The 17,785-nt window shown below is 72.4% G+C and carries 16 protein-coding genes; 6 read left to right on the forward strand and 10 right to left on the reverse strand.

Features of this window, described 5'->3' with window-relative positions; genetic code table 11:
- Nucleotides 1-190: 190 nt before the first annotated feature.
- Nucleotides 191-1,297, reverse strand: a complete 1,107-nt coding sequence (locus DEP02_RS19255; protein ID WP_112468930.1) for a CapA family protein — start codon at nucleotides 1,295-1,297, stop codon at nucleotides 191-193.
- A gap of 148 nt (nucleotides 1,298-1,445) precedes the next feature.
- Between DEP02_RS19255 and DEP02_RS19260 the strand changes: the two genes are divergently transcribed.
- Entirely contained in the window at nucleotides 1,446-2,744 is a 1,299-nt protein-coding gene (locus tag DEP02_RS19260) for an amidohydrolase (protein WP_232839190.1), read from the forward strand.
- On the opposite strand, the gene DEP02_RS19265 is transcribed toward DEP02_RS19260, so the two are convergent.
- The 4 genes from DEP02_RS19265 to DEP02_RS19280 form a co-directional block, all read right to left on the reverse strand.
- Nucleotides 2,734-4,071, reverse strand: coding sequence for an MFS transporter (locus DEP02_RS19265; RefSeq protein WP_112468931.1), 1,338 nt, complete (start codon nucleotides 4,069-4,071; stop codon nucleotides 2,734-2,736). The genes DEP02_RS19260 and DEP02_RS19265 overlap by 11 nt on opposite strands.
- A complete protein-coding gene (locus DEP02_RS19270; RefSeq protein WP_112468932.1) occupies nucleotides 4,068-4,733 on the reverse strand; it encodes an ArsR/SmtB family transcription factor in 666 nt (221 codons plus the stop codon). The genes DEP02_RS19265 and DEP02_RS19270 overlap by 4 nt, the downstream gene beginning before the upstream one ends.
- Nucleotides 4,734-4,894: 161 nt before the next feature.
- Nucleotides 4,895-5,191 carry a hypothetical protein gene (locus tag DEP02_RS19275; RefSeq protein WP_112468933.1) on the reverse strand — a complete coding sequence of 99 codons (297 nt, stop codon included), beginning with the start codon at nucleotides 5,189-5,191 and terminating at the stop codon, nucleotides 4,895-4,897.
- 130 nt (nucleotides 5,192-5,321) lie between these two features.
- Nucleotides 5,322-5,555: a metallothionein gene (locus DEP02_RS19280; protein ID WP_112468934.1), complete on the reverse strand. Its 234-nt coding sequence runs from the start codon at nucleotides 5,553-5,555 to the stop codon at nucleotides 5,322-5,324.
- A gap of 390 nt (nucleotides 5,556-5,945) precedes the next feature.
- On the opposite strand from DEP02_RS19280, the gene DEP02_RS19285 reads away from it, so the two are divergent.
- Entirely contained in the window at nucleotides 5,946-7,169 is a 1,224-nt protein-coding gene (locus DEP02_RS19285; protein WP_112468935.1) for an acetyl-CoA C-acetyltransferase, read from the forward strand.
- A 46-nt stretch (nucleotides 7,170-7,215) separates the two neighbouring features.
- Here DEP02_RS19285 and DEP02_RS19290 read toward each other — a convergent pair whose 3' ends face one another.
- On the reverse strand, nucleotides 7,216-8,829 hold the full coding sequence (locus DEP02_RS19290) for an AMP-binding protein (RefSeq protein WP_232839191.1): 1,614 nt from the start codon (nucleotides 8,827-8,829) through the stop codon (nucleotides 7,216-7,218).
- Between the two features lie 166 nt (nucleotides 8,830-8,995).
- Here DEP02_RS19290 and DEP02_RS19295 point away from each other — a divergent pair, with 166 nt between their 5' ends.
- Nucleotides 8,996-9,637, forward strand: a complete 642-nt coding sequence (locus DEP02_RS19295) for a TetR/AcrR family transcriptional regulator (protein WP_112468937.1) — start codon at nucleotides 8,996-8,998, stop codon at nucleotides 9,635-9,637.
- 60 nt (nucleotides 9,638-9,697) lie between these two features.
- Here the strand turns inward: DEP02_RS19295 and DEP02_RS19300 are convergent, their stop codons facing one another.
- From DEP02_RS19300 to DEP02_RS19315, 4 genes are read right to left on the reverse strand one after another with little or no spacing between them, the layout of a single operon-like run.
- Entirely contained in the window at nucleotides 9,698-10,849 is a 1,152-nt protein-coding gene (locus DEP02_RS19300) for an acyl-CoA dehydrogenase family protein (RefSeq protein WP_112468938.1), read from the reverse strand.
- A 4-nt stretch (nucleotides 10,850-10,853) separates the two neighbouring features.
- Nucleotides 10,854-11,855, reverse strand: coding sequence for an acyl-CoA dehydrogenase family protein (locus DEP02_RS19305; protein WP_112468939.1), 1,002 nt, complete (start codon nucleotides 11,853-11,855; stop codon nucleotides 10,854-10,856).
- Entirely contained in the window at nucleotides 11,852-13,030 is a 1,179-nt protein-coding gene (locus DEP02_RS19310) for an acyl-CoA dehydrogenase family protein (RefSeq protein WP_112468940.1), read from the reverse strand. Before DEP02_RS19310 ends, DEP02_RS19305 begins: the two co-directional genes overlap by 4 nt.
- Nucleotides 13,027-13,908, reverse strand: a complete 882-nt coding sequence (locus DEP02_RS19315; RefSeq protein WP_112468941.1) for an enoyl-CoA hydratase — start codon at nucleotides 13,906-13,908, stop codon at nucleotides 13,027-13,029. Before DEP02_RS19315 ends, DEP02_RS19310 begins: the two co-directional genes overlap by 4 nt.
- Nucleotides 13,909-14,093: 185 nt before the next feature.
- Here DEP02_RS19315 and DEP02_RS19320 point away from each other — a divergent pair, with 185 nt between their 5' ends.
- The 3 genes from DEP02_RS19320 (at nucleotide 14,094) to DEP02_RS19330 (ending at nucleotide 17,312) form a co-directional block, all read left to right on the forward strand.
- A complete protein-coding gene (locus DEP02_RS19320; RefSeq protein ID WP_112468945.1) occupies nucleotides 14,094-15,275 on the forward strand; it encodes an acyl-CoA dehydrogenase family protein in 1,182 nt (393 codons plus the stop codon).
- Nucleotides 15,272-16,075: an SDR family oxidoreductase gene (locus tag DEP02_RS19325; protein ID WP_112468942.1), complete on the forward strand. Its 804-nt coding sequence runs from the start codon at nucleotides 15,272-15,274 to the stop codon at nucleotides 16,073-16,075. Before DEP02_RS19320 ends, DEP02_RS19325 begins: the two co-directional genes overlap by 4 nt.
- Nucleotides 16,076-16,160: 85 nt before the next feature.
- A complete protein-coding gene (locus tag DEP02_RS19330; protein ID WP_112468943.1) occupies nucleotides 16,161-17,312 on the forward strand; it encodes an acetyl-CoA C-acetyltransferase in 1,152 nt (383 codons plus the stop codon).
- Nucleotides 17,313-17,785 lie beyond the last annotated feature (473 nt).

A 17,785-nucleotide genomic window follows, 5' to 3' on the forward strand; every position in this document is an offset into this window, starting at 1 on the left:
CCGGACACCGGCGTGCCCGGCGGCGGCCTGAGGGCCGGCCGCCGCCGCGGGGCCGCCGCCGACGAGGAGGGCGCCGCCGACGACCGCGGCGGAAACGCCCGTGGCCGCGATACGCCGCATCAGCTTCTTCAGCACCCTTTTCGCTCCTTGGAGAGGCATCCGGTCGGTGCGGCCACCCACGTCCCTTTCCTCACACACCCACCGCTCTCAGCACGTCGCCCGGCCCCGCGGTGACGGTCACCCCCGGGCTGATCCGGCCGAGGGTCGCCCGCAGCCAGGCCCGGTCCTCCTCGGCGGCGGGCTCCAGCCGCATCCGCCGGGCGCGCAGCGTCACCATGCGCAGCTCCGTCAGCCGTCCCGTGTCCGCCTCGATGGAGGGCAGGTAGGCGACCCGCAGCTCGTCGCGGTACTCCTCGTGACCGGAGATGCCCTCGTAGTCGTCGATGAAGTCGCCGCAGCCGTAGAGGATCAGCCGGTCGCGGTACACCTCGACGGGACGGGGATGGTGCGAGGAGTGCCCGTGGACGACGTGGACACCGCCGTCGACCAGCGCGCGGGCGAAGCGGATCTGCTCCCGGGGGACGTGATGTCCCCAGTTGGACCCCCAGTGCACGGAGACGACCACGAGGTCTCCGGGACGCCTGACCCGCCGCAGGCGCTCGACGACCTCGCCGGCTGCCGCTGCCGTCGGCTCGGGGACGTACGCGACACCGGCCTGTTCCGCCGTCGCCGCCCAGCTCGGCGGTATGCCGCTGGATGTCATCCCCAGCGCGCACACCAGCACACGGGCGCCGTCCGCGACCGGGCACACCACCGGGGCGTACGCCGCCTCGGCGTTCCGGCCGGCGCCCGCCGCCCGCAGTCCCGCGGCGTCGAGCGAGTCGAGTGTCTCCAGGAGCCCCGCACGGCCGAAGTCGAGCGTGTGGTTGTTGGCCAGGACGCAGACGTCGGGCCGGGCCACCGTGAGGGCGGGCACGTTGGCCGGGTGCATCCGGTAGTGGATCTCCTTGTCCGGTGCGAACGTGTCACCGCGCGTCACGGAGGTCTCCAGATTCACGATCCGTACGTCCGGGGCAGCCGCCGCCAGCACCTCCAGGGCCTCACCCCACGGCCACGCGGGCGGGACCGGAGCGGGGATCGGCCCGTTCGCCGCCTCCGCCAGCTCGACGTAGGCCCGGGCGTCGCGGATCCAGCCCTCCCGCAGGGCGGGGTCGCCGGGGCAGGGGAGGATCTGGTCGACGCCGCGGCCGAGCATCACGTCGCCGCACAGGAACAGCGTCACTACGCCGCCAGGCATATCCCCACCGTAGTGGCCCTACGGCACTCACTCCGCGTGGAACAGCACTCTTGCCGGGCAAAGGGCGCCAGGCCGGTCCGTGCAGTTCACTGGGGAGGAGGGAGGGCAGGCCGAGTCCGCGCCGACGAGACCGATGAGAGAGCGAGGCATGACCATGACCGCGCCCGAGAACGCCCCCCGCCACGCGGTCTCCGCCGTCCTGGACGGGCTCGACGACATCCGGGCCGACCTGGAACGCGTCTACGAGGACCTGCACGCCCACCCGGAGCTCAGCCACCAGGAGCACCGCACGGCGGGCACAGTGGCCGAACGGCTCCGGTCCTGGGGCTACCAGGTCCACGAGGGCGTCGGAGGCACCGGGGTCGTCGGCGTCCTGGCCAACGGCGACGGCCCGGTCGTCCTGCTGCGCGCGGACATGGACGCCCTCCCCGTCAAGGAGGACACAGGTCTGCCGTACGCGAGCACGGCCACCGCCCAGGATCCCTCCGGCACCACCGTGCCGGTCGCGCACGCCTGCGGGCACGACGTGCACGTCACCTGTCTGCTGGGGGCCGCCCGGCTGATGGCGGCCTCTGAGCGGGCGTGGGCCGGCACGCTGATCGCCTTGTTCCAGCCGGGGGAGGAGAAGGGCGACGGTGCGCGCGGCATGGTCGAGGACGGCCTCGCCGGCCTGATCCCGAAACCGGACGTCGCCCTCGCCCAGCACGTACTGCCCCATCGCGCCGGGTACGTCGGCACCCGCGCCGGTTCCTTCCTCTCGGCCGCCGACAGCCTGACCGTCACTCTGCACGGCCGCGGCGCCCACGGCTCCGCGCCGCAGGCCGCCGTCGACCCCGTGGTCATGGCCGCCATGACCGTCGTACGGCTGCAGACGATCGTCTCCCGCGAACTGGCCGCCACCACACCGGCCGTCGTCACCGTGGGCGCCATCAACTCCGGTACGACCGGCAACGTCATCCCGGACACCGCCGAGCTCCAGCTCAACGTGCGTACGTACGACGACGCGACCCGCAAGCGGGTGCTGGACTCGATCCGGCGGATCGTCAGGGCCGAGTGCGAGGCCTCCGGCGCCACCGCCGAGCCCGAGTTCGAGGAGACCAGCCGGTTCCCGCCGACCGTGAACGACGACGGCGTCACCGCACGCGTCACCGAGGCCTTCGCCTCGTACTTCGGGGAGCGCCACGGCACCATCGAACTGCAGAGCGCCAGCGAGGACTTCAGCGACATCCCGCGCGCGCTGGGGACCCCGTTCACGTACTGGGGGATCGGCGGGTCCGACCCCGGCACCTACCGGGCGGCGGCGGAACGCGGCACGGTCGACCAGGACGTCCCGGTCAACCACAGCCCCCGGTTCGCCCCGGTCCGCCGGCCCACGCTGGACACGGGTGTCCAGGCGCTGGTCGTGGCCGCCCTGGAGTACGTGGGCACGGCGAACGTCACGCCGTGAGACGCCCGTCGACCGGCTGGGCGTGTTCCTCGGGGGGCCGTTCCCGTACGCCGCGCCCGCCCGGGCGGTCCATCTCGCGCCATTCCGGCCGCAGCCCGGTCAGGCTCGTGGTGAGGAAGTACGCGGCGCCGCAGGCCAGCAGCACCGGCACCAGCCCGGCGAAGGCCACCGCCGCACCGGCGGTCAGCCCACCGAGCGGGATACCGGCCCAGGCCAGCGAGTTGCCGAGCGCTTTGACCCGGCCCAGCATCCGGCGCGGAATCCGCTCGAAGAGCACCGCTCCCAGCACGGGGTTGATGAAGCCCGCACCGAATCCACCGACCGCGAACACCGCCACCACCGCCCCCATCGGCGCGTCGAGGGCGAGGACCACGAACCTCGGCGCCCCGGCCAGCAGGAACCCGGCGAAGAACACCACCCGCCGCCGCAGCCGGTGCGCGACCACCGCGGCGATCAGGCTCCCGCCGACCGCCGCGGCTCCCATCACACTGCCCAACAGGCCGATCGCAGCCGGTCCGTTGCCGGACTCCCGGGCCCAGACGGGCACGAGCACCGTGGTGAACGCCGCGTCCAGCAGGTTGGTGATGCCGAGCATGACGAAGACGGTGAGCAGCAGCGGCTCGCCGCGCAGGAAGGCGAAGCCCTCGCCGAACCGCCGCCAGTAACCCGGTTCCGCCACCCCGGCCCGCGAGGGGACCTCCTCGGCCGCGTGCCCCATGCCACGGGGCAGCGCGAGTTTGATGATCACCGATCCGAGGGCGAAGCAGCACGCGTTGACGGCGAGTCCTGTCAGGGGACCGAGCAGCGCCACCAGGGATCCGCCGACCGCCAGGCCGACGGTGGAGGCGAGCCGTTCGGTCACCCCGGCCAGACCGGTGGCCCGCTCCAGCGGCACCCGGCCGCGCTCGGCCGCCTCCGGGACCATCACCTCCTTGGCCAGGTCGCCGGGGCCCCGGGCCGCGCCGATCAGTGCGACCAGGGCCAGCAGAAGGGGGAAGGAGAGCAGGTCCAGGGCGTGCAGCAGGGGAACCGCGGCGGCGGCGGTCGCGCTGGCCAGATCGGTGGTCCAGGAAACGGCCCGCGGGCCGATCCGGTCCACCAGCGGTCCGGTGAGCGCCTTGACCACCACGTAGGGAGCCATCTCGAAGAAGGCGACCAGTCCGGTCAGGGTGGCGCTGCCGGTCGTGACGAGGACGAACCAGGGCAGTGCCACGACGGAGATCCGAGTGCCGGTCAGCGACACGGCCATGGCCGCCAGCACCCCGCCCAGCGGCCGTATGGACCTCTTGCCGGGTACGCCGCCGGCCTCCGAGGCGTCGTCGGTCATGACGCCGGGCTCCCGTCCGCTTCCTGAGGACCGGAAGGGAGCGACGACGAAGCGGGCGCATCCAGTTCGGGCAGGATCTGCGTGATCACGGCGACCCGTTCGGCCCCCTCGGGGGCATGTGCCGCCGTCTCCGGCACGTCTCGCCGGTAGCGGGCGATGACTGCCTGCAACTCCCGGCCCAGGGCGACGGTTTCCTCGGGTGTGAGCCGCAGGGCCCAGTCGCTCATGTCGAAGGTGCCCCGCCATGCGCGGGGCATCGTCTGAAGCCCGTTCAATGTCTGCTGCGTGCGCAGGGTGTAGCCGGCGGCGACGGACTGCAGGTAGGCCAGTGCGGTCTCGGGCTCCCGCTCGGCCAGCTCCGGGTCGTTGAACCAGGTCGTCCGGTGCACCGAACGCCACCAGCGCTCCCGCGCGTTGCCGCGCTCCGTGTCCTCCTCGACGAAACCGGCCGCACCGAGCTGGCGCAGGTGGTAGCTGGCCGTACCGGAGTTCACACCCAGCCGCTCCGCGAGGCGGGTGGCCGTCGACGGGCCGTACTTCCGCAGCAGCCCGACCAACTGCACCCGCACCGGATGCGCCAGGGCGCGCAGCCCCTTGGCATCCAGAACAACCGCGTCCGCCTCGCCCTGCGGGCCGTCCTGTCCCGCGTCCGTGTCTGTCATACCACGCACTCTAGACTCCAAACAGTTCTTCGCAAAGACTTCTTCGCAAAGAATTGTTTGGAGTTTGGGTGATCTCGGCCGGCCGGTCTCCCCGCAGCCCGTGCCCGTCGATGCCCCTGGCCCGGCCCACGGGGGCTCCGCCAGGTCGACCCGTCCGGGTGCTACGACCGGGGGACGGCGAGTTCGCGGCCGCGGTAGAAGCCCTCCTCCTCCTCGACGACGTACGGGGCCATGGCCGCACGCCGCTGCTCTTCCTGCTCGGAGCCCCGCCAGGCCTCGCACGCCTCCTGGGAGGCCCAGAACGACACCCCGGTGACCTCCTGTCCGTCGTCGGACCAGTAGGCGTAGGAGCGGAGCAGGCCCTGCGGGTAGGGATCGGGGCGCCACGCACTCTCGAACTCCTCCAGCGTGCCCGGCCGAAGGCGGCGTGTCGTTACCCAGACGAAGTGCTCCTCCATCACAGCCTCCTCCGCAACGCTGGTTCGGCCCGGACCGGCCGGCCCCTCGTGGATCACCGCGGTCCCCAGGCGCTGCCGCGGACCGGGGCCGGGCCGCGCGGAGCCTGTTCGGTACCGCGGTGCCGCCGTGTCAGGCGTGGTCGACCAGTCGGGCGTGGCCCTTCTGCCGTGCGCAGTGGGCGCAGCAGAAGAACTGTCCGTCCGCCTGCAGCCCGTGGCCCAGGATCCGGCAGCTGCAGTTGTCGCAGATCGGAGCCATGCGCTGGGCCGCGCACTCCAGGCTGTCGAAGACGTGCGTCTCTCCGGCGGCCCGCACCTCGAAGGTCATCTCGTAGTCATTGCCGCAGACTTCGCACGTCGCCATGGACCATTCCTCCATCCGCTTCCCTGTCGGCACACCCACGAGCCTGTGCCCGGCCGGTCGGCGGCGCAACTCCGGGGGCGGCGCCGTGCTCCGAACGGTGGAACGGACCGCGAAGGGCCCCGCGGGCAGTGGGGCTCCCGCCGGCCTTACGGGCCGCGCCCGCCGCACCCGCCGATGAACCTAGCGTTTGCTTGGTTGTCTGGTTAGGGTGGTGCTCCGGTGTGCTGGACGGGCATGCGCGCGCCCGTACGAGGGGAGGAGTCCTCGCCCGGCCCGGCGGCCATGGACCCGCCTGCCCGCCGCACCTGCCCTCCCTGCGGCAAGCGCCGGACACGAAGGCGCCCGGCACACCCGCAGCCCGAACCGTGAGAACCGTGAAAGGGGCCTCTCATGCCCGAAGCAGTCATCGTCTCCGCCGTGCGGTCGCCCATCGGACGTGCCTACAAGGGCTCGCTCAAGGAGCTGCGCCCCGACGACCTGGGTGCGGAGATGGTCCGGGCCGCGCTCGCGCAGGTCCCCGGACTCGGCCCGGAGGAGATCGCGGACCTGATGGTGGGCTGTGCCCAGCCGGCCGGTGAGCAGGGCTACAACCTCGGCCGGATGATCGCGTTGCGACTCGGATGGGACAAGGTCCCGGCCACCACCGTCCAGCGGTACTGCTCCTCGTCCCTGCAGACCACCCGTATGGCCTTTCACGCCATCAAGGCCGGCGAGGGCGAGGCGTTCGTGTCGGCCGGGGTCGAGATGGTCTCCCGGTTCGGCAAGGGCAAGGCCGACGGCATGCCCGACACCCGCAACCCGGTGTACGCCCCGGCGGCACGGCGTACCGAGCGCAGGGCCGGGGGCCAGGAGGACACCGAGTGGACCGACCCGCGGCCGGCGGGTGAACTGCCCGACGTCTACATCGGGATGGGCGACACGGCCGAGAACGTGGCCGGGCTCTGCGGAGTGTCCCGGCAGGAACAGGACGAGTTCGCGGTCCGCAGCCAGCAGCTCGCCGAGGCGGCCGACGCGCGCGGCTTCTGGAAGCGGGACATCACACCGGTCACCCTGCCGGACGGCACCGTGGTCGCCTCCGACGACGGCCCGCGCAAGGGGGTGACCCTGGAGAAGGTCTCGGCTCTGCAGCCGGTGTTCCGGGAGGGCGGCACGGTCACCGCGGCGAACTGCTGCCCGCTGAACGACGGGGCGGCCGCGCTGGTCGTCATGAGCGACCGCCGCGCCGCGGAGCTGGGGCTCACGCCGCTGGCGCGGATCGTCTCCACCGGTGTGTCGGCGCTGAGCCCGGAGATCATGGGCCTGGGCCCGGTCGAGGCGAGCCTCCAGGCACTGGACCGGGCCGGTCTCACGGTGGACGACATCGACCTGTTCGAGATCAACGAGGCCTTCGCCGCGCAGGTGATTCCGTCGGTCAGGGAGCTGAAGGCCGACCCGGAGAAGGTCAATGTGAACGGCGGTGCCATCGCCCTCGGTCACCCCTTCGGGATGACCGGAGCCCGGATCGTCACCACACTGATCCACGCGCTGCAGGAGCGGGACGAGCAGTTCGGACTGGCGACCATGTGCGTGGCGGGCGGCCAGGGAATGGCCATGGTCCTGGAGCGCCTCGGCTGAGGGAGCCGGAAGCGGAGGCGCGGCGGCCCGGCCCGGCCGCCGCGCCTCACCCGGCCGGTGCCCTCAGGTCCTTCTTCAGGATCTTGCCGCTGGCGTTCCTCGGGAGCTCGCCGACCACGACGACCTCGCGGGGCACCTTGAAGTTCGCCAGCCTGGTCCGGCAGAAGGCGATGACGTCCTGTGCCGAGGGCTCGGCGCCACGCCGGGGTATGACGTAGGCCCACGGCACCGAACCCATCCGCTCGTCGGGAACCCCCACGACCGCCGACTCGGAGATGTCCGGATGGGCGCTCAGGGTGTTCTCCACCTCCGCGGGGTAGACGTTGAAACCGCCCACGGTGAACATGTCCTTGATGCGATCGGTGATCTTCAGACAGCCGTGCTCGTCGAGACGGCCCACGTCTCCCGTACGCAGCCACCCCTGGGCGTCGATCGCCGCGCGGGTCGCGTCCTCGTCGTCGAAGTAGCCGAGCATCACGGTGTCGCCGCGGAGCAGGATCTCGCCGTCCTGGCCGGCCGGCACGTCGTTCCCGTCCGTGTCGACGACGCGGATCTCGATGCCGGGGACCGCGGGGCCGGTCGTCTCCGCGACGTGTGCCGGATCCTCGCCGGGCCGGGACTGGCTGGCCACCAGACACTCGGTCAGGCCGTAGGCCTGGGCCACGGTCTCGAAGCCCAGCTCGTCGCGCATCCTCTGGAACAGGGACTCGGGAACCATCGCGGACCCGGCGATCGAGAAGCGCAGCGAGCCGAGGTCGTACTCCTTCAGCCGCGGGTGGTCGAGCAGCGAGGTGAAGATCGTGGGCGGTCCGGGGAGCACGGAGATCCGGGCGGAGGCGATCAGCTCCAGGAGCTGGTCCACATCGAACGTGGGCAGTGGGTGGATGGTCGCGCCGGCCGTGAGCGCGGCCACCACGCCCGCCTTGTAACCGAAGCCGTGGAAGAACGGGTTCACGATCGCGTAGTCGTCGGCCGGGCTCAGGTCCGCGCCCCTGGCCCAGGTCCGGCCCACGCCGATCGTCTGGCGGTGGGCGCTCATCACGCCCTTGGGCACGCCCGTGGTGCCCGAGGTGAACAGGATGTCGCAGACGTCGTCCGGAGACACCGCGTCGGCGATCTCGGCCCCTCGTTCGGGGGAGACGTCCTCGGCGCGGGCGAGGAAGTCCGGCCAGGCCAGGTTGTCCGCCGAGGAGTGCGTGGCGGCGATGTCGATCACGGTCGCCAGCTCGGGAAGGCCCGGTACGGGGCCCGTCTCGCCGGGGGCCGCCTCCTCGGCGGCGGCCGCACGCAGCATCGTCCCGTAGTCGTTCCCGAGGAAGCCGCCCGTGAGGACGAGGGCCGAGGCCCGCGACCGCCGCAGGACGACCGCGGCTTCGTGGCCGCGGTAGCGCGTGTTCATCGGGACCACCGAGGCGCCCGCGGACTGGGCGCCCAGCATCGCGTACAGGAACTCGATCCGGTTCGGCGCCCAGACCGCGACGCGGTCCCCGGGGCGGATGCCGATGGCGGTGAAGGCCCGGGCGGTGCGGAAGACGCCGTCGGCCAGCTCCCGGTAACCGGTCACGGTGCCGTTCTCGACGACGGCCGGATGATCGCCGTGCTTCGCGGCCGCGTCCGCGAGGAGCCGGGGTATGGTCTGCGGCGCCGGAGCGGTGCTCACGTGTCTCCTCCTATGGCCACCAAATGCTTGCTTGGTGTCATCGTACGCGGCAACGGACGGCCCTGTCATGGGGGTTCCCGGGCCCACTGGGCGGGGCGCTGTGGCAGAATTAAGCAAATGCTTGTTGGGGGGGAGTTCGCCTCCACCGTCAGGAGGGACCATCACCATGGCAGCAAGGACGACGGCCCGGAACCGCGGCTCCAGGACCACGGGGAACAGCGGCTCCCACCGTCGCGCCCAGCTGCTGGGCATCGCCGCCGAGCTCTTCGCCACACGGGGGTACGCCGAGACGACCGTCCGGGACATCGCCGACGAGGCGGGCATCCTCTCGGGCAGCCTCTACCACCACTTCAGTTCCAAGGAGGCGATGCTCGACGAAATCCTCCGCGGGTTCCTCGAACAGCTTCTTGAGCGCTTCACCGCGATCGAGAAGGAGGGGGAGAGCCCGAAGGGGATCTTCGACGAGTTGATCGCGTACTCCTTCGCCACCATCCACGCCCAGCCGTATGCAGTGGCGCTCTACCAGAACGAGTCGGCCGCGCTCGCCCGGCAGCCGGGCTTCGCCTACGTCGACGAGATCGGGAAGAAGAACGAGGAGCTCTGGCTGCGGGTGCTCAGGGCGGGCCAGAAGTCGGGGGTGTTCCGGACCGACATCGACGTCGAGCTGGCCTATCGCTTCATCCGGGACACCGTCTGGGCCTCCGTGCGGTGGTACCGCCCGGGCGGCAGGTACAAGTCGGAGGCCGTCGCCGAGCAGTACCTCAGCATGCTGTACGGCGGCCTCGTCGTGGGACGGCCGACCGCCTGACCGCCTGTGGCCCGCTCGGCCCCTCCCGACGGAGGGGCCGTCCCGTCGAGGGCGGACGCATCACGACACGGCACTCGCGGGGTCCGCCGCGGCCGGGCCCCGAGCGAGGCCGAGCAGCCGGAACAGCCGCTGCCGGTGCTCGTGCGGCTGCCCGAACAGCTGCGAGGTCGCATGGGCCCGCTTGAACACCATCTGGGCGTCGTGCTCCCAGGTGATCGCGATCCCGCCGTGCAACTGGACCGTCTCCGAGGCCACCTTGTTGAGCGCCTCGGAGCACCACGCCTTCGCGAGCGCCGCCCGGTGGCGGAGGTCCGGCTCCGACCGGGCGGCGGACCAGGCCGCGGCCCAGGAGACCGAACGCGCGGTCTCCACCTCGACCAGCATGTCGGCCATCCGGTGCTTGAGGGCCTGGAAGGAACCGATCGGGCGGCCGAACTGGACCCGCTCCTTGCTGTAGGCGACCGTCATGTCCAGGCCGCGCTGCGCCGTCCCGACCTGCAACGCGGTCACCGCGACCGCGGCGATGTCGTACAGCGTGCCGAGCAGACCGGCGGCGTCCGGTGTCAGAGGAGTGCCGGGGGCGCCGTCGAACTCGATCCTGGCCAGTTGCAGTGTGGTGTCCATGGCCGGTGTGGGAGTGCGCCGGACACCGTCGCCGGCCGGGTCCACCTCGAACAGGCCGACCTGCCCGGCCCCGGTGGAAGCGACGACGAGGAGGACGTCGGCGGCACCGCCGTCGAGGACGAGGGTGGCCGTCCCCGACAGCGTCCAGCCGCCGCTCCGGGTGGCGTGCACGTCGCAGCGGTCGGTGTGCCAGCGGCCGTCCTCGCCGGCCCAGGCGAGGGCGGCCACCACGGTGCCGTCGGCGATCCCGGGCAGCAGCCGCGCACAGGACTCGGCGTGGCCGGACAACAGGACGGCCTGCGCGGCGAGCACACCCGAGCCGAGCAGGGGGCACGGGGTGAGGGCGGCTCCGAGCTGTTCGAGTACGACATGGGTCTCCAGCAGCGAGCAGCCGGCGCCGCCGTACTCCTCGGGAATCGCGAGACCGGCCACCCCGATCTGCTCGCACAGGATCCGCCACAGGTCCTCGTCGTACCCCCGGGCGGTGGTGACCGCCCGGCGCACGGAGCCGCTGTCGCCGCGGCGGGCCAGCAGGTCGCGCACCGTGGCCGACAGTTCGCTCTGCTCCTCACTGAGGGCGAACAGCATCCGGTCATCCCTCCCCGGGGGACTCGTCGGTGAGGGCGGACAGGACCCGGGCGCGGTGGTGGGACGGGGTGCCCCAGGCGCCGACCAGCGCCCGGACCTTGGTGATCCACAGCCCGAGGTCGTACTCCTCGGTGTAGCCGATCGCGCCGTGCACCTGCAGGGCGGTGCGCGAGGCCAGATAGGCCGCGTCGGAGGCCGCCACCTTGGCGGCCGAGACGTCGCGGCCGGCGTCGGGCGAGCGCTCGCCGAGGGACAGCGCAGCGCCGTGGAGCAGGGGACGGGCGAAGTCCAGGGCCACCCGGACATCGGCCAACGCGTGCTTGAGCGCCTGGTATTCGCCGATGGCCCTGCCGAACTGCGTGCGGGACTTGGCGTACTCGACGGACTCCGCGAGCAACCGCTCTCCCGCTCCGAGGAGTTGGGCGCCACAGGCGAGCGCGGCCGCGTCCAGGGCGGATGCGACGGCTGCGGCCCCCGGGGTGCCCAGCGCCTCCGCGGCCCCGACCGCGAAGAGCCGACGGGAGCCGTCGACGGAGCGGCGCAGGTCGCCCGCGGTCGCCCGGCTCAGCCGGCCGTCCGCGAGGAGCAGCGCGTGGTGGGCGATGTCGGCGTCCAGGGCGAAGGGCGTCATGGGGGGAGCGGAGACGGTGACGATCTCCGAGCCCTCGGCGAGCGCCTCCAGCGACGGGCCCCGGGTGTCGCCGAGGGCGGACAGCAGGGCGGGCGCGAGGACGACGGACTCGATGTAGGGGCCGGGGACGAGGTGGTGGCCGAGCCGTTCGAAGGCGACGACGACGTCGATCGGCTCCGCGTCGAGACCACCGGCGGACTCCGGTACGCGCAGGGCGTGGACGCCCATGCCGGCCAGCCGCTGCCACAGCTTCAGGCCGGCTCCGGGCTCGCCGGCGGCCCAGCCGCGGGAGATGCCCGGCACTCCGGCGCCGCCCAGCAGGTCGTCCAGCGCGCGGGCAAAGGCGCGCTGCTCGTCGGTCAGTGCGAACCTCATCGCCCGCTCCTTCTGTTGTCGCCCCTGGGCAGGCCGAGCAGCCGCTCGGCGACGATGTTGCGCTGGATCTCGTTGGTGCCCGCGTAGATCGGACCGGCGAGCGAGAAGAGGTAGCCGCCCATCCACGCACCGTCCAGGACCGCGCCCGGGCCGCGCAGTTCGGACTCCGGGCCGATCAGGTCCAGTGCCGTCTCGTGGAGCGCGATGTCCAGCTCGGACCAGAACAGCTTGTTCACGCTGCCGTCCGCGCCCATCTCGCCCCCGGAGGCCAGCCGGGTGACGGTGCCCCAGGTGTAGAGCCGGTACGCCTGCGCGGCGATCCAGGCGTCGACGACCCGGTCGCGCAGCTGCGGTGCGTCCTGGCCGCGCTCGCGCCACAGGGCGAGCAGCCGGTCGGCCGCGGCGCAGAACCGGCCCGGTGAACGGAGCGAGAGGCCGCGCTCGTTGCCCGCGGTGCTCATCGCGACCCGCCAGCCGTCGCCGGGGGCGCCGAGGACGTCGGCATCGGGGACGAAGACGTCCTCGAAGAAGATCTCGGCGAAGCCGGCGTCCCCGTCGAGCTGCGGGACGGGCCGCACCGTGATGCCGTCGGCGGTCAGCGGGAACAGGAAGTAGGTCAGGCCGCGGTGCCGCTGGGCCTCGGGATCGGTCCGGAACAGCCCGAACCCCCGGTGCGCGAACGGGGCGCGCGAACTCCAGGTCTTCTGGCCGTTCAGCACCCAGCCGCCCCGGGCCTCGTCACGGACGGCGGTGCTGCGGATCGCGGCCAGGTCGCTGCCGGCCTCGGGCTCGGACCAGGCCTGCGCCCAGATCTCCGTACCGTCCGCCATCGCGGGCAGGAACCGCTCCTGCTGCTCCCGGGTGCCGTGCTCGAAGACGATCGGGGCGAGCAGGGAGATGCCGTTCTGGGCGACCCTGGTGGGCGCGCCGCTGCGGTAGTACTCCTCCTCGAAGATCACCCACTCGGTCAGCGAGGCGTCGCGGCCCCCGAACTCCTCGGGCCAGGAGACCACCGACCACCGGCCCTCGGCGAGCCTGGCCTCCCAGGCGCGGTGGGCCGCGAACCCCTCCGCGGTGTCCATGGAGGGCAGCGGCGAGGCGGGGACGTTCTTCCGCAGCCAGTCGCGGGCCTCCTGCCGGAAGGCGGTTTCCTCCCCGGTGAAGTCGAGGTTCATGCGCCACCTCCCGAGGAGGAGGCGGAGTCGCGCATGGAGCGGGCGTCCATGCCGGCGAGGGAGTCGGCGCCCACCTCGGCGTTGTGGGCGTGGGCCGCGTGGTGCAGGCCGAACACCGAGTCCATGCCGGTACGCATCCCCTGCAGGTCCTCGGCCTGGTTGACCGCCTTCTTGGCCAGCGCCAGGCCGAACCGCGGCATCGCGCTGATCCGCTCGGCCAGGGCGAACACCGTGGACTCCAGCTCGGCGCGGGGCACCACGTGGTTGACCATCCCGAGGTCGTGGGCGCGTTGCGCGGTGAACCGGTCCCCGGTGAACAGGAACTCCTTGGCGGCGCGCGGGTTCATCACCCACGGGTGGGCGAAGTACTCGACACCGGGGATGCCCATCCGGACCACGGGGTCGGAGAAGAAGGCGTCGTCGGAGGCGACGATGAAGTCGCACGACCAGGCCAGCATCAGGCCGCCGGCGATGCACGCCCCGTGCACCATCGCGATCATGGGCTTGGGTATCTCCCGCCAGCGGCGGCACATGCCCAGGTAGACCTCGGACTCGCGGGCGAGCCGCTGGTCGACCCCCTGCTTGTCGGTGTGGTCCCACCAGATCACGGCCTTGCGCTCGAAGGTCTGATCGATGTCGCGGCCCGGTGTGCCGATGTCGTGGCCGGCGCAGAAGTGCTTGCCGTTGCCCGCGAGGACGATGACCTTCACCCGGTCGTCGTCGACCGCGCGGGTGAAGGCGGCGTCGAGGGCGTAGGTCATCCGGGAGTTCTGCGCGTTGCGGTACTGCGGGCGGTTCAGGGTCACCACCGCGACCGGTCCGCGGACCTCATAGGTGACCACCTCCTCCTCGGCGGCGGTCGTTTCCTCGGTGGCCATGCCGGCTCCTTACGGTCGTCGCCCCTGCGGCGGGGCCGGTGAGCGGTGGGCGTCCGGGCCGTCCCCGTTTCGGGGCGGCCGGGCTCCGGAACATTCCCAAGCAAGTGCTTGGTGGGGTAGTCTACGTGATGCCGCCGGTCGATGACCAGGGCCGGAAAATCGCCGAGAACCCGGAAGGACGGTTCGTGGACCTGACCTACTCAGCGCAGGACGATGCCTTCCGCGGAGAGGTCCGGGACTGGCTGGAGGACAGCCTCTCGGGCGACTTCGCGGGTCTGCGCGGCCGCGGAGGCCCCGGCCGCGAGCACGAGGCGTACGAGGAGCGGCTCGCCTGGGACCGGCACCTGGCCGCCTCCGGCTGGACCTGCCTCGGATGGCCTCCCGAACACGGCGGCAGGGGGCTCGGCCTGCTGCAGCAGGTGATCTTCCACGAGGAGTACGCCAAGGCCGACGCCCCGGCCCGGGTCAATCACCTCGGTGAGGAACTGCTCGGCCCCACGCTGATCGCCTTCGGCACCCAGGAGCAGCGCGACCGCTTCCTGCCGAGGATCGTCGCCGTGGAGGAACTGTGGTGCCAGGGGTACTCCGAGCCCGGGGCCGGGTCGGACCTGGCCTCGGTGTCGACCCGCGCGCGGCTGGAGGACGACACCTGGGTGATCGACGGCCAGAAGGTCTGGACGTCGCTGGCCCACCTGTCCGACTGGTGCTTCGTCCTGGCCCGCACCGAACCGGGCTCGACCAGACACGCCGGCCTGTCCTACCTCCTGGTGCCGATGGACCAGGACGGTGTCGAGGTCCGTCCGATCGAACAGCTCACCGGGACCTCGGAGTTCAACGAGGTCTTCTTCGACGGCGCCCGGACCGAGGCCTCGCTGGTCGTCGGCGAGCCCGGCGACGGCTGGAAGGTGGCCATGGCCACCCTGGGCTTCGAGCGCGGAGTCTCCACGATCGGGCAGCAGATCGGGTTCGCCCGCGAACTCGACGCCGTCGTCGAACTGGCCCGCCGCAACGGTGCGATCGAGGACCCCGCCATCCAGGACAGGGTCACCCGAGCCCACATGGGGCTCGAGGTGATGCGGCTGAACGCGCTGCGCACCCTGGCCGGCTCCGGCACGGGATCCCAGGGCCCCGAGGCCTCCATCGCCAAGCTGCTGTGGGGCAGTTGGCACCGCGGGCTGGGGGAGCTCGCCATGGAGGTGGCCGGCGGCCCCTCGCTCACGGCCCAGGGACCGCCGTACGACCTCGATCCGTTCCAGCGGCTCTTCCTGTTCAGCCGGGCGGACACCCTCTACGGCGGCTCCAACGAAATCCAGCGCACCATCATCTCCGAGCGTGTGCTCGGCCTGCCCAGGGAGCAGAAGGCGTGAACACCGACAAGGCCCGGCAGCCGGTCCCCGCCTATGTGCCGGGACACAACCTGCTCGACGGGAAGACCGTCGTCGTCACCGCCGCGGCCGGTGCCGGCATCGGGGCCGCGGCGGCGCGCCGCTGCCTGGAGGAGGGAGCCGGGGCCGTCGTCCTCGGCGATGTCCACCAGCGCCGTCTCGGCGAGGCCCGCGACGAGCTCGCCGAGGAGTTCGGCGAGGACCGGGTGGCCGCCGTGGTCTGCGATGTGACCGACGAGGAGCAGGTCACGGCCCTGCTCGACGCCGCCGAACCGTTCGGCGGGGTCGATGTGATGATCAACAACGCCGGGCTCGGCGGAACCGCGTCCGTCCTGGAGATGACCGACGATCAGTGGTCCACGGTCCTCGACATCACCCTCACCGGCACCTTCCGCTGCGTCCGTGCCGCGAGCAACCGGATGGTGCGGGCCGGCCGCAAGGGCGTGATCGTCAACAACGCCTCGGTGATCGGCTGGCGGGCCCAGGAGGGACAGGCGCACTACGCCGCGGCCAAGGCCGGGGTGATGGCGCTGACCCGCTGCGCCGCGCTCGACGTCGCCCGGCACGGGATCCGGGTCAACGCGGTCTCCCCGAGCCTGGCCATGCACCCGTTCCTGGCGAAGGTCACCACCGACGAGCTGCTGGCCGAGCTGGAGGGCAGGGAGGCCTTCGGCCGGGCCGCGGAACCCTGGGAGATCGCGAACGTGATGGTCTTCCTCGCCAGCGACTACTCGTCCTACATGACCGGCGAGGTGGTCTCGGTGAGCAGCCAACACGCCTGACCGCCCCGTCCCACCGCGACCGCGACCGTGCCCCGCGCCGGCCCGTCGCAGCGCCGGAAGACTTCACGCAACGAGGAGACCAACCGTGGCCGAGGCCTACATCATCGATGCCGTACGCACCCCCGTCGGACGGCGTGGCGGCTCCCTGTCCGCGATGCACTCCGCCGACCTGGCGGCCCATGCGATCAAGGCCCTGATGCGGCGTTCGGGGGCGGACCCGGCCGCGGTCGACGACGTGATCCTGGGGTGCTGCGACACGATCGGCTCCCAGGCCGGCGACATCGCGCGCACCGCCTGGCTGGTGGCAGGGCTCCCCGAGCACGTGCCGGGGGTGACCATCGACCGGCAGTGCGGCTCCAGCCAGCAGGCGGTGCACTTCGCCGCCCAGGGCGTGATGTCCGGCACCGCCGACCTCATCGTGGCCGGCGGGGTGCAGAACATGTCCGCGATCCCGATCTCCGCGGCCATGCTGCTGGGCCGGGAGTACGGCTTCAGCACGCCGTTCGCCGAGTCGCCGGGATGGGTGGCACGGTACGGCGACCAGGAGGTCTCGCAGTTCCGCTCGGCCGAGATGATCGCCGAGAAGTGGGGCCTGTCCCGCGAGGAGATGGAGCGGTACGCGTACCGGAGCCACCAGCGGGCCGTCGCCGCGATCGACGCGGGCCGGTTCAGCAACGAGATCGAACCCGTCGGTGCCTTCGACACCGACGAGTGCCCGCGCCGGGACACCTCGCTCGAGAAGATGGCCGCCCTGCGGCCGCTCGCCGAGGACGGCCGGATCACCGCCGCCGTCGCCTCCCAGATCTCCGACGCCGCCTCGGCCGTACTGATCGCCTCCGAGCGGGCGGTCCGGGATCACGGGCTGACCCCGCGGGCCCGGATCCACCACCTCTCGGTGCGCGGCGACGACCCCGTCCGGATGCTGACCGGCCCGATCCCGGCCACGAAGTATGCCCTGGAGAAGGCCGGCATGTCCGTGGACGACATCGACCTGTTCGAGGTCAACGAGGCGTTCGCGTCCGTCGTGCTGGCCTGGGCGAAGGAGACCGGCGCGGATCTGGAGAAGACCAACGTCAACGGGGGCGGCATCGCGCTCGGGCACCCGATCGGCGCCACCGGGACCCGGCTGATGACCACCCTGCTGGGCGAGCTCGAACGCACCGGCGGACGCTACGGGCTGCAGACCATGTGCGAGGGCGGCGGCCAGGCCAACGTCACCATCATCGAACGCCTCTGAGCCCACCGCCCCGGAACACACCGGGCCGGAACACACCGGGCCGGAACACACCGGGCCGGAACACACCGCGCCGGAACACACCGGGCCGGAACACACCGGGCCGGAACACACCGGGCCGGAACACACCGGGCCGGCCGCGGTGGGCCCGCCGCGGCCGGGCGCGCGGCTCACCGGGTTCGCCGGAGCCGGTTCCGGCGAACCCGGGCCCACAGGGCTCCACCGGGATGCCCGCCGACCCGGCGAGTTCCGCGGCCGGCTCGGGGACCCGGCCTCTCCGGGACCTGCCGTCGGCGCGAGGGCCGCCGGTGCCGGAGCACAGGGTTCCGGCGAGGCGACTGCCCGAAGGCCGCCCACCCCGTTTCCGGGTGGGCGGCCTTCATCTTGTGTGCCCGGCACGGGCGGACGGGGCCGCACCGCGTCGTACCGGGAACCGGCCGGGTGCCGTGTGCCGGGACCGCCGAGGGTCCCGGCAC

The organism is Streptomyces triticisoli (genome assembly GCF_003270085.1).
Taxonomy (GTDB): Bacteria; Actinomycetota; Actinomycetes; order Streptomycetales; family Streptomycetaceae; genus Streptomyces; species Streptomyces triticisoli.

What these genes read in the sequence shown, in the direction of transcription:
- DEP02_RS19275 (WP_112468933.1), bottom strand. Translation starts at nt 5,191, where the DNA reads ATGGAGGAGCACTTCGTCTGGGTAACGACACGCCGCCTTCGGCCGGGC.
- DEP02_RS19265 (WP_112468931.1), bottom strand. Translation starts at nt 4,071, where the DNA reads ATGACCGACGACGCCTCGGAGGCCGGCGGCGTACCCGGCAAGAGGTCC.
- DEP02_RS19255 (WP_112468930.1), bottom strand. Translation starts at nt 1,297, where the DNA reads ATGCCTGGCGGCGTAGTGACGCTGTTCCTGTGCGGCGACGTGATGCTC.
- DEP02_RS19280 (WP_112468934.1), bottom strand. Translation starts at nt 5,555, where the DNA reads ATGGCGACGTGCGAAGTCTGCGGCAATGACTACGAGATGACCTTCGAG.
- DEP02_RS19310 (WP_112468940.1), bottom strand. Translation starts at nt 13,030, where the DNA reads ATGAACCTCGACTTCACCGGGGAGGAAACCGCCTTCCGGCAGGAGGCC.
- DEP02_RS19285 (WP_112468935.1), top strand. Translation starts at nt 5,946, where the DNA reads ATGCCCGAAGCAGTCATCGTCTCCGCCGTGCGGTCGCCCATCGGACGT.
- DEP02_RS19315 (WP_112468941.1), bottom strand. Translation starts at nt 13,908, where the DNA reads ATGGCCACCGAGGAAACGACCGCCGCCGAGGAGGAGGTGGTCACCTAT.
- DEP02_RS19305 (WP_112468939.1), bottom strand. Translation starts at nt 11,855, where the DNA reads ATGAGGTTCGCACTGACCGACGAGCAGCGCGCCTTTGCCCGCGCGCTG.
- DEP02_RS19270 (WP_112468932.1), bottom strand. Translation starts at nt 4,733, where the DNA reads ATGACAGACACGGACGCGGGACAGGACGGCCCGCAGGGCGAGGCGGAC.
- DEP02_RS19295 (WP_112468937.1), top strand. Translation starts at nt 8,996, where the DNA reads ATGGCAGCAAGGACGACGGCCCGGAACCGCGGCTCCAGGACCACGGGG.
- DEP02_RS19260 (WP_232839190.1), top strand. Translation starts at nt 1,446, where the DNA reads ATGACCATGACCGCGCCCGAGAACGCCCCCCGCCACGCGGTCTCCGCC.
- DEP02_RS19300 (WP_112468938.1), bottom strand. Translation starts at nt 10,849, where the DNA reads ATGCTGTTCGCCCTCAGTGAGGAGCAGAGCGAACTGTCGGCCACGGTG.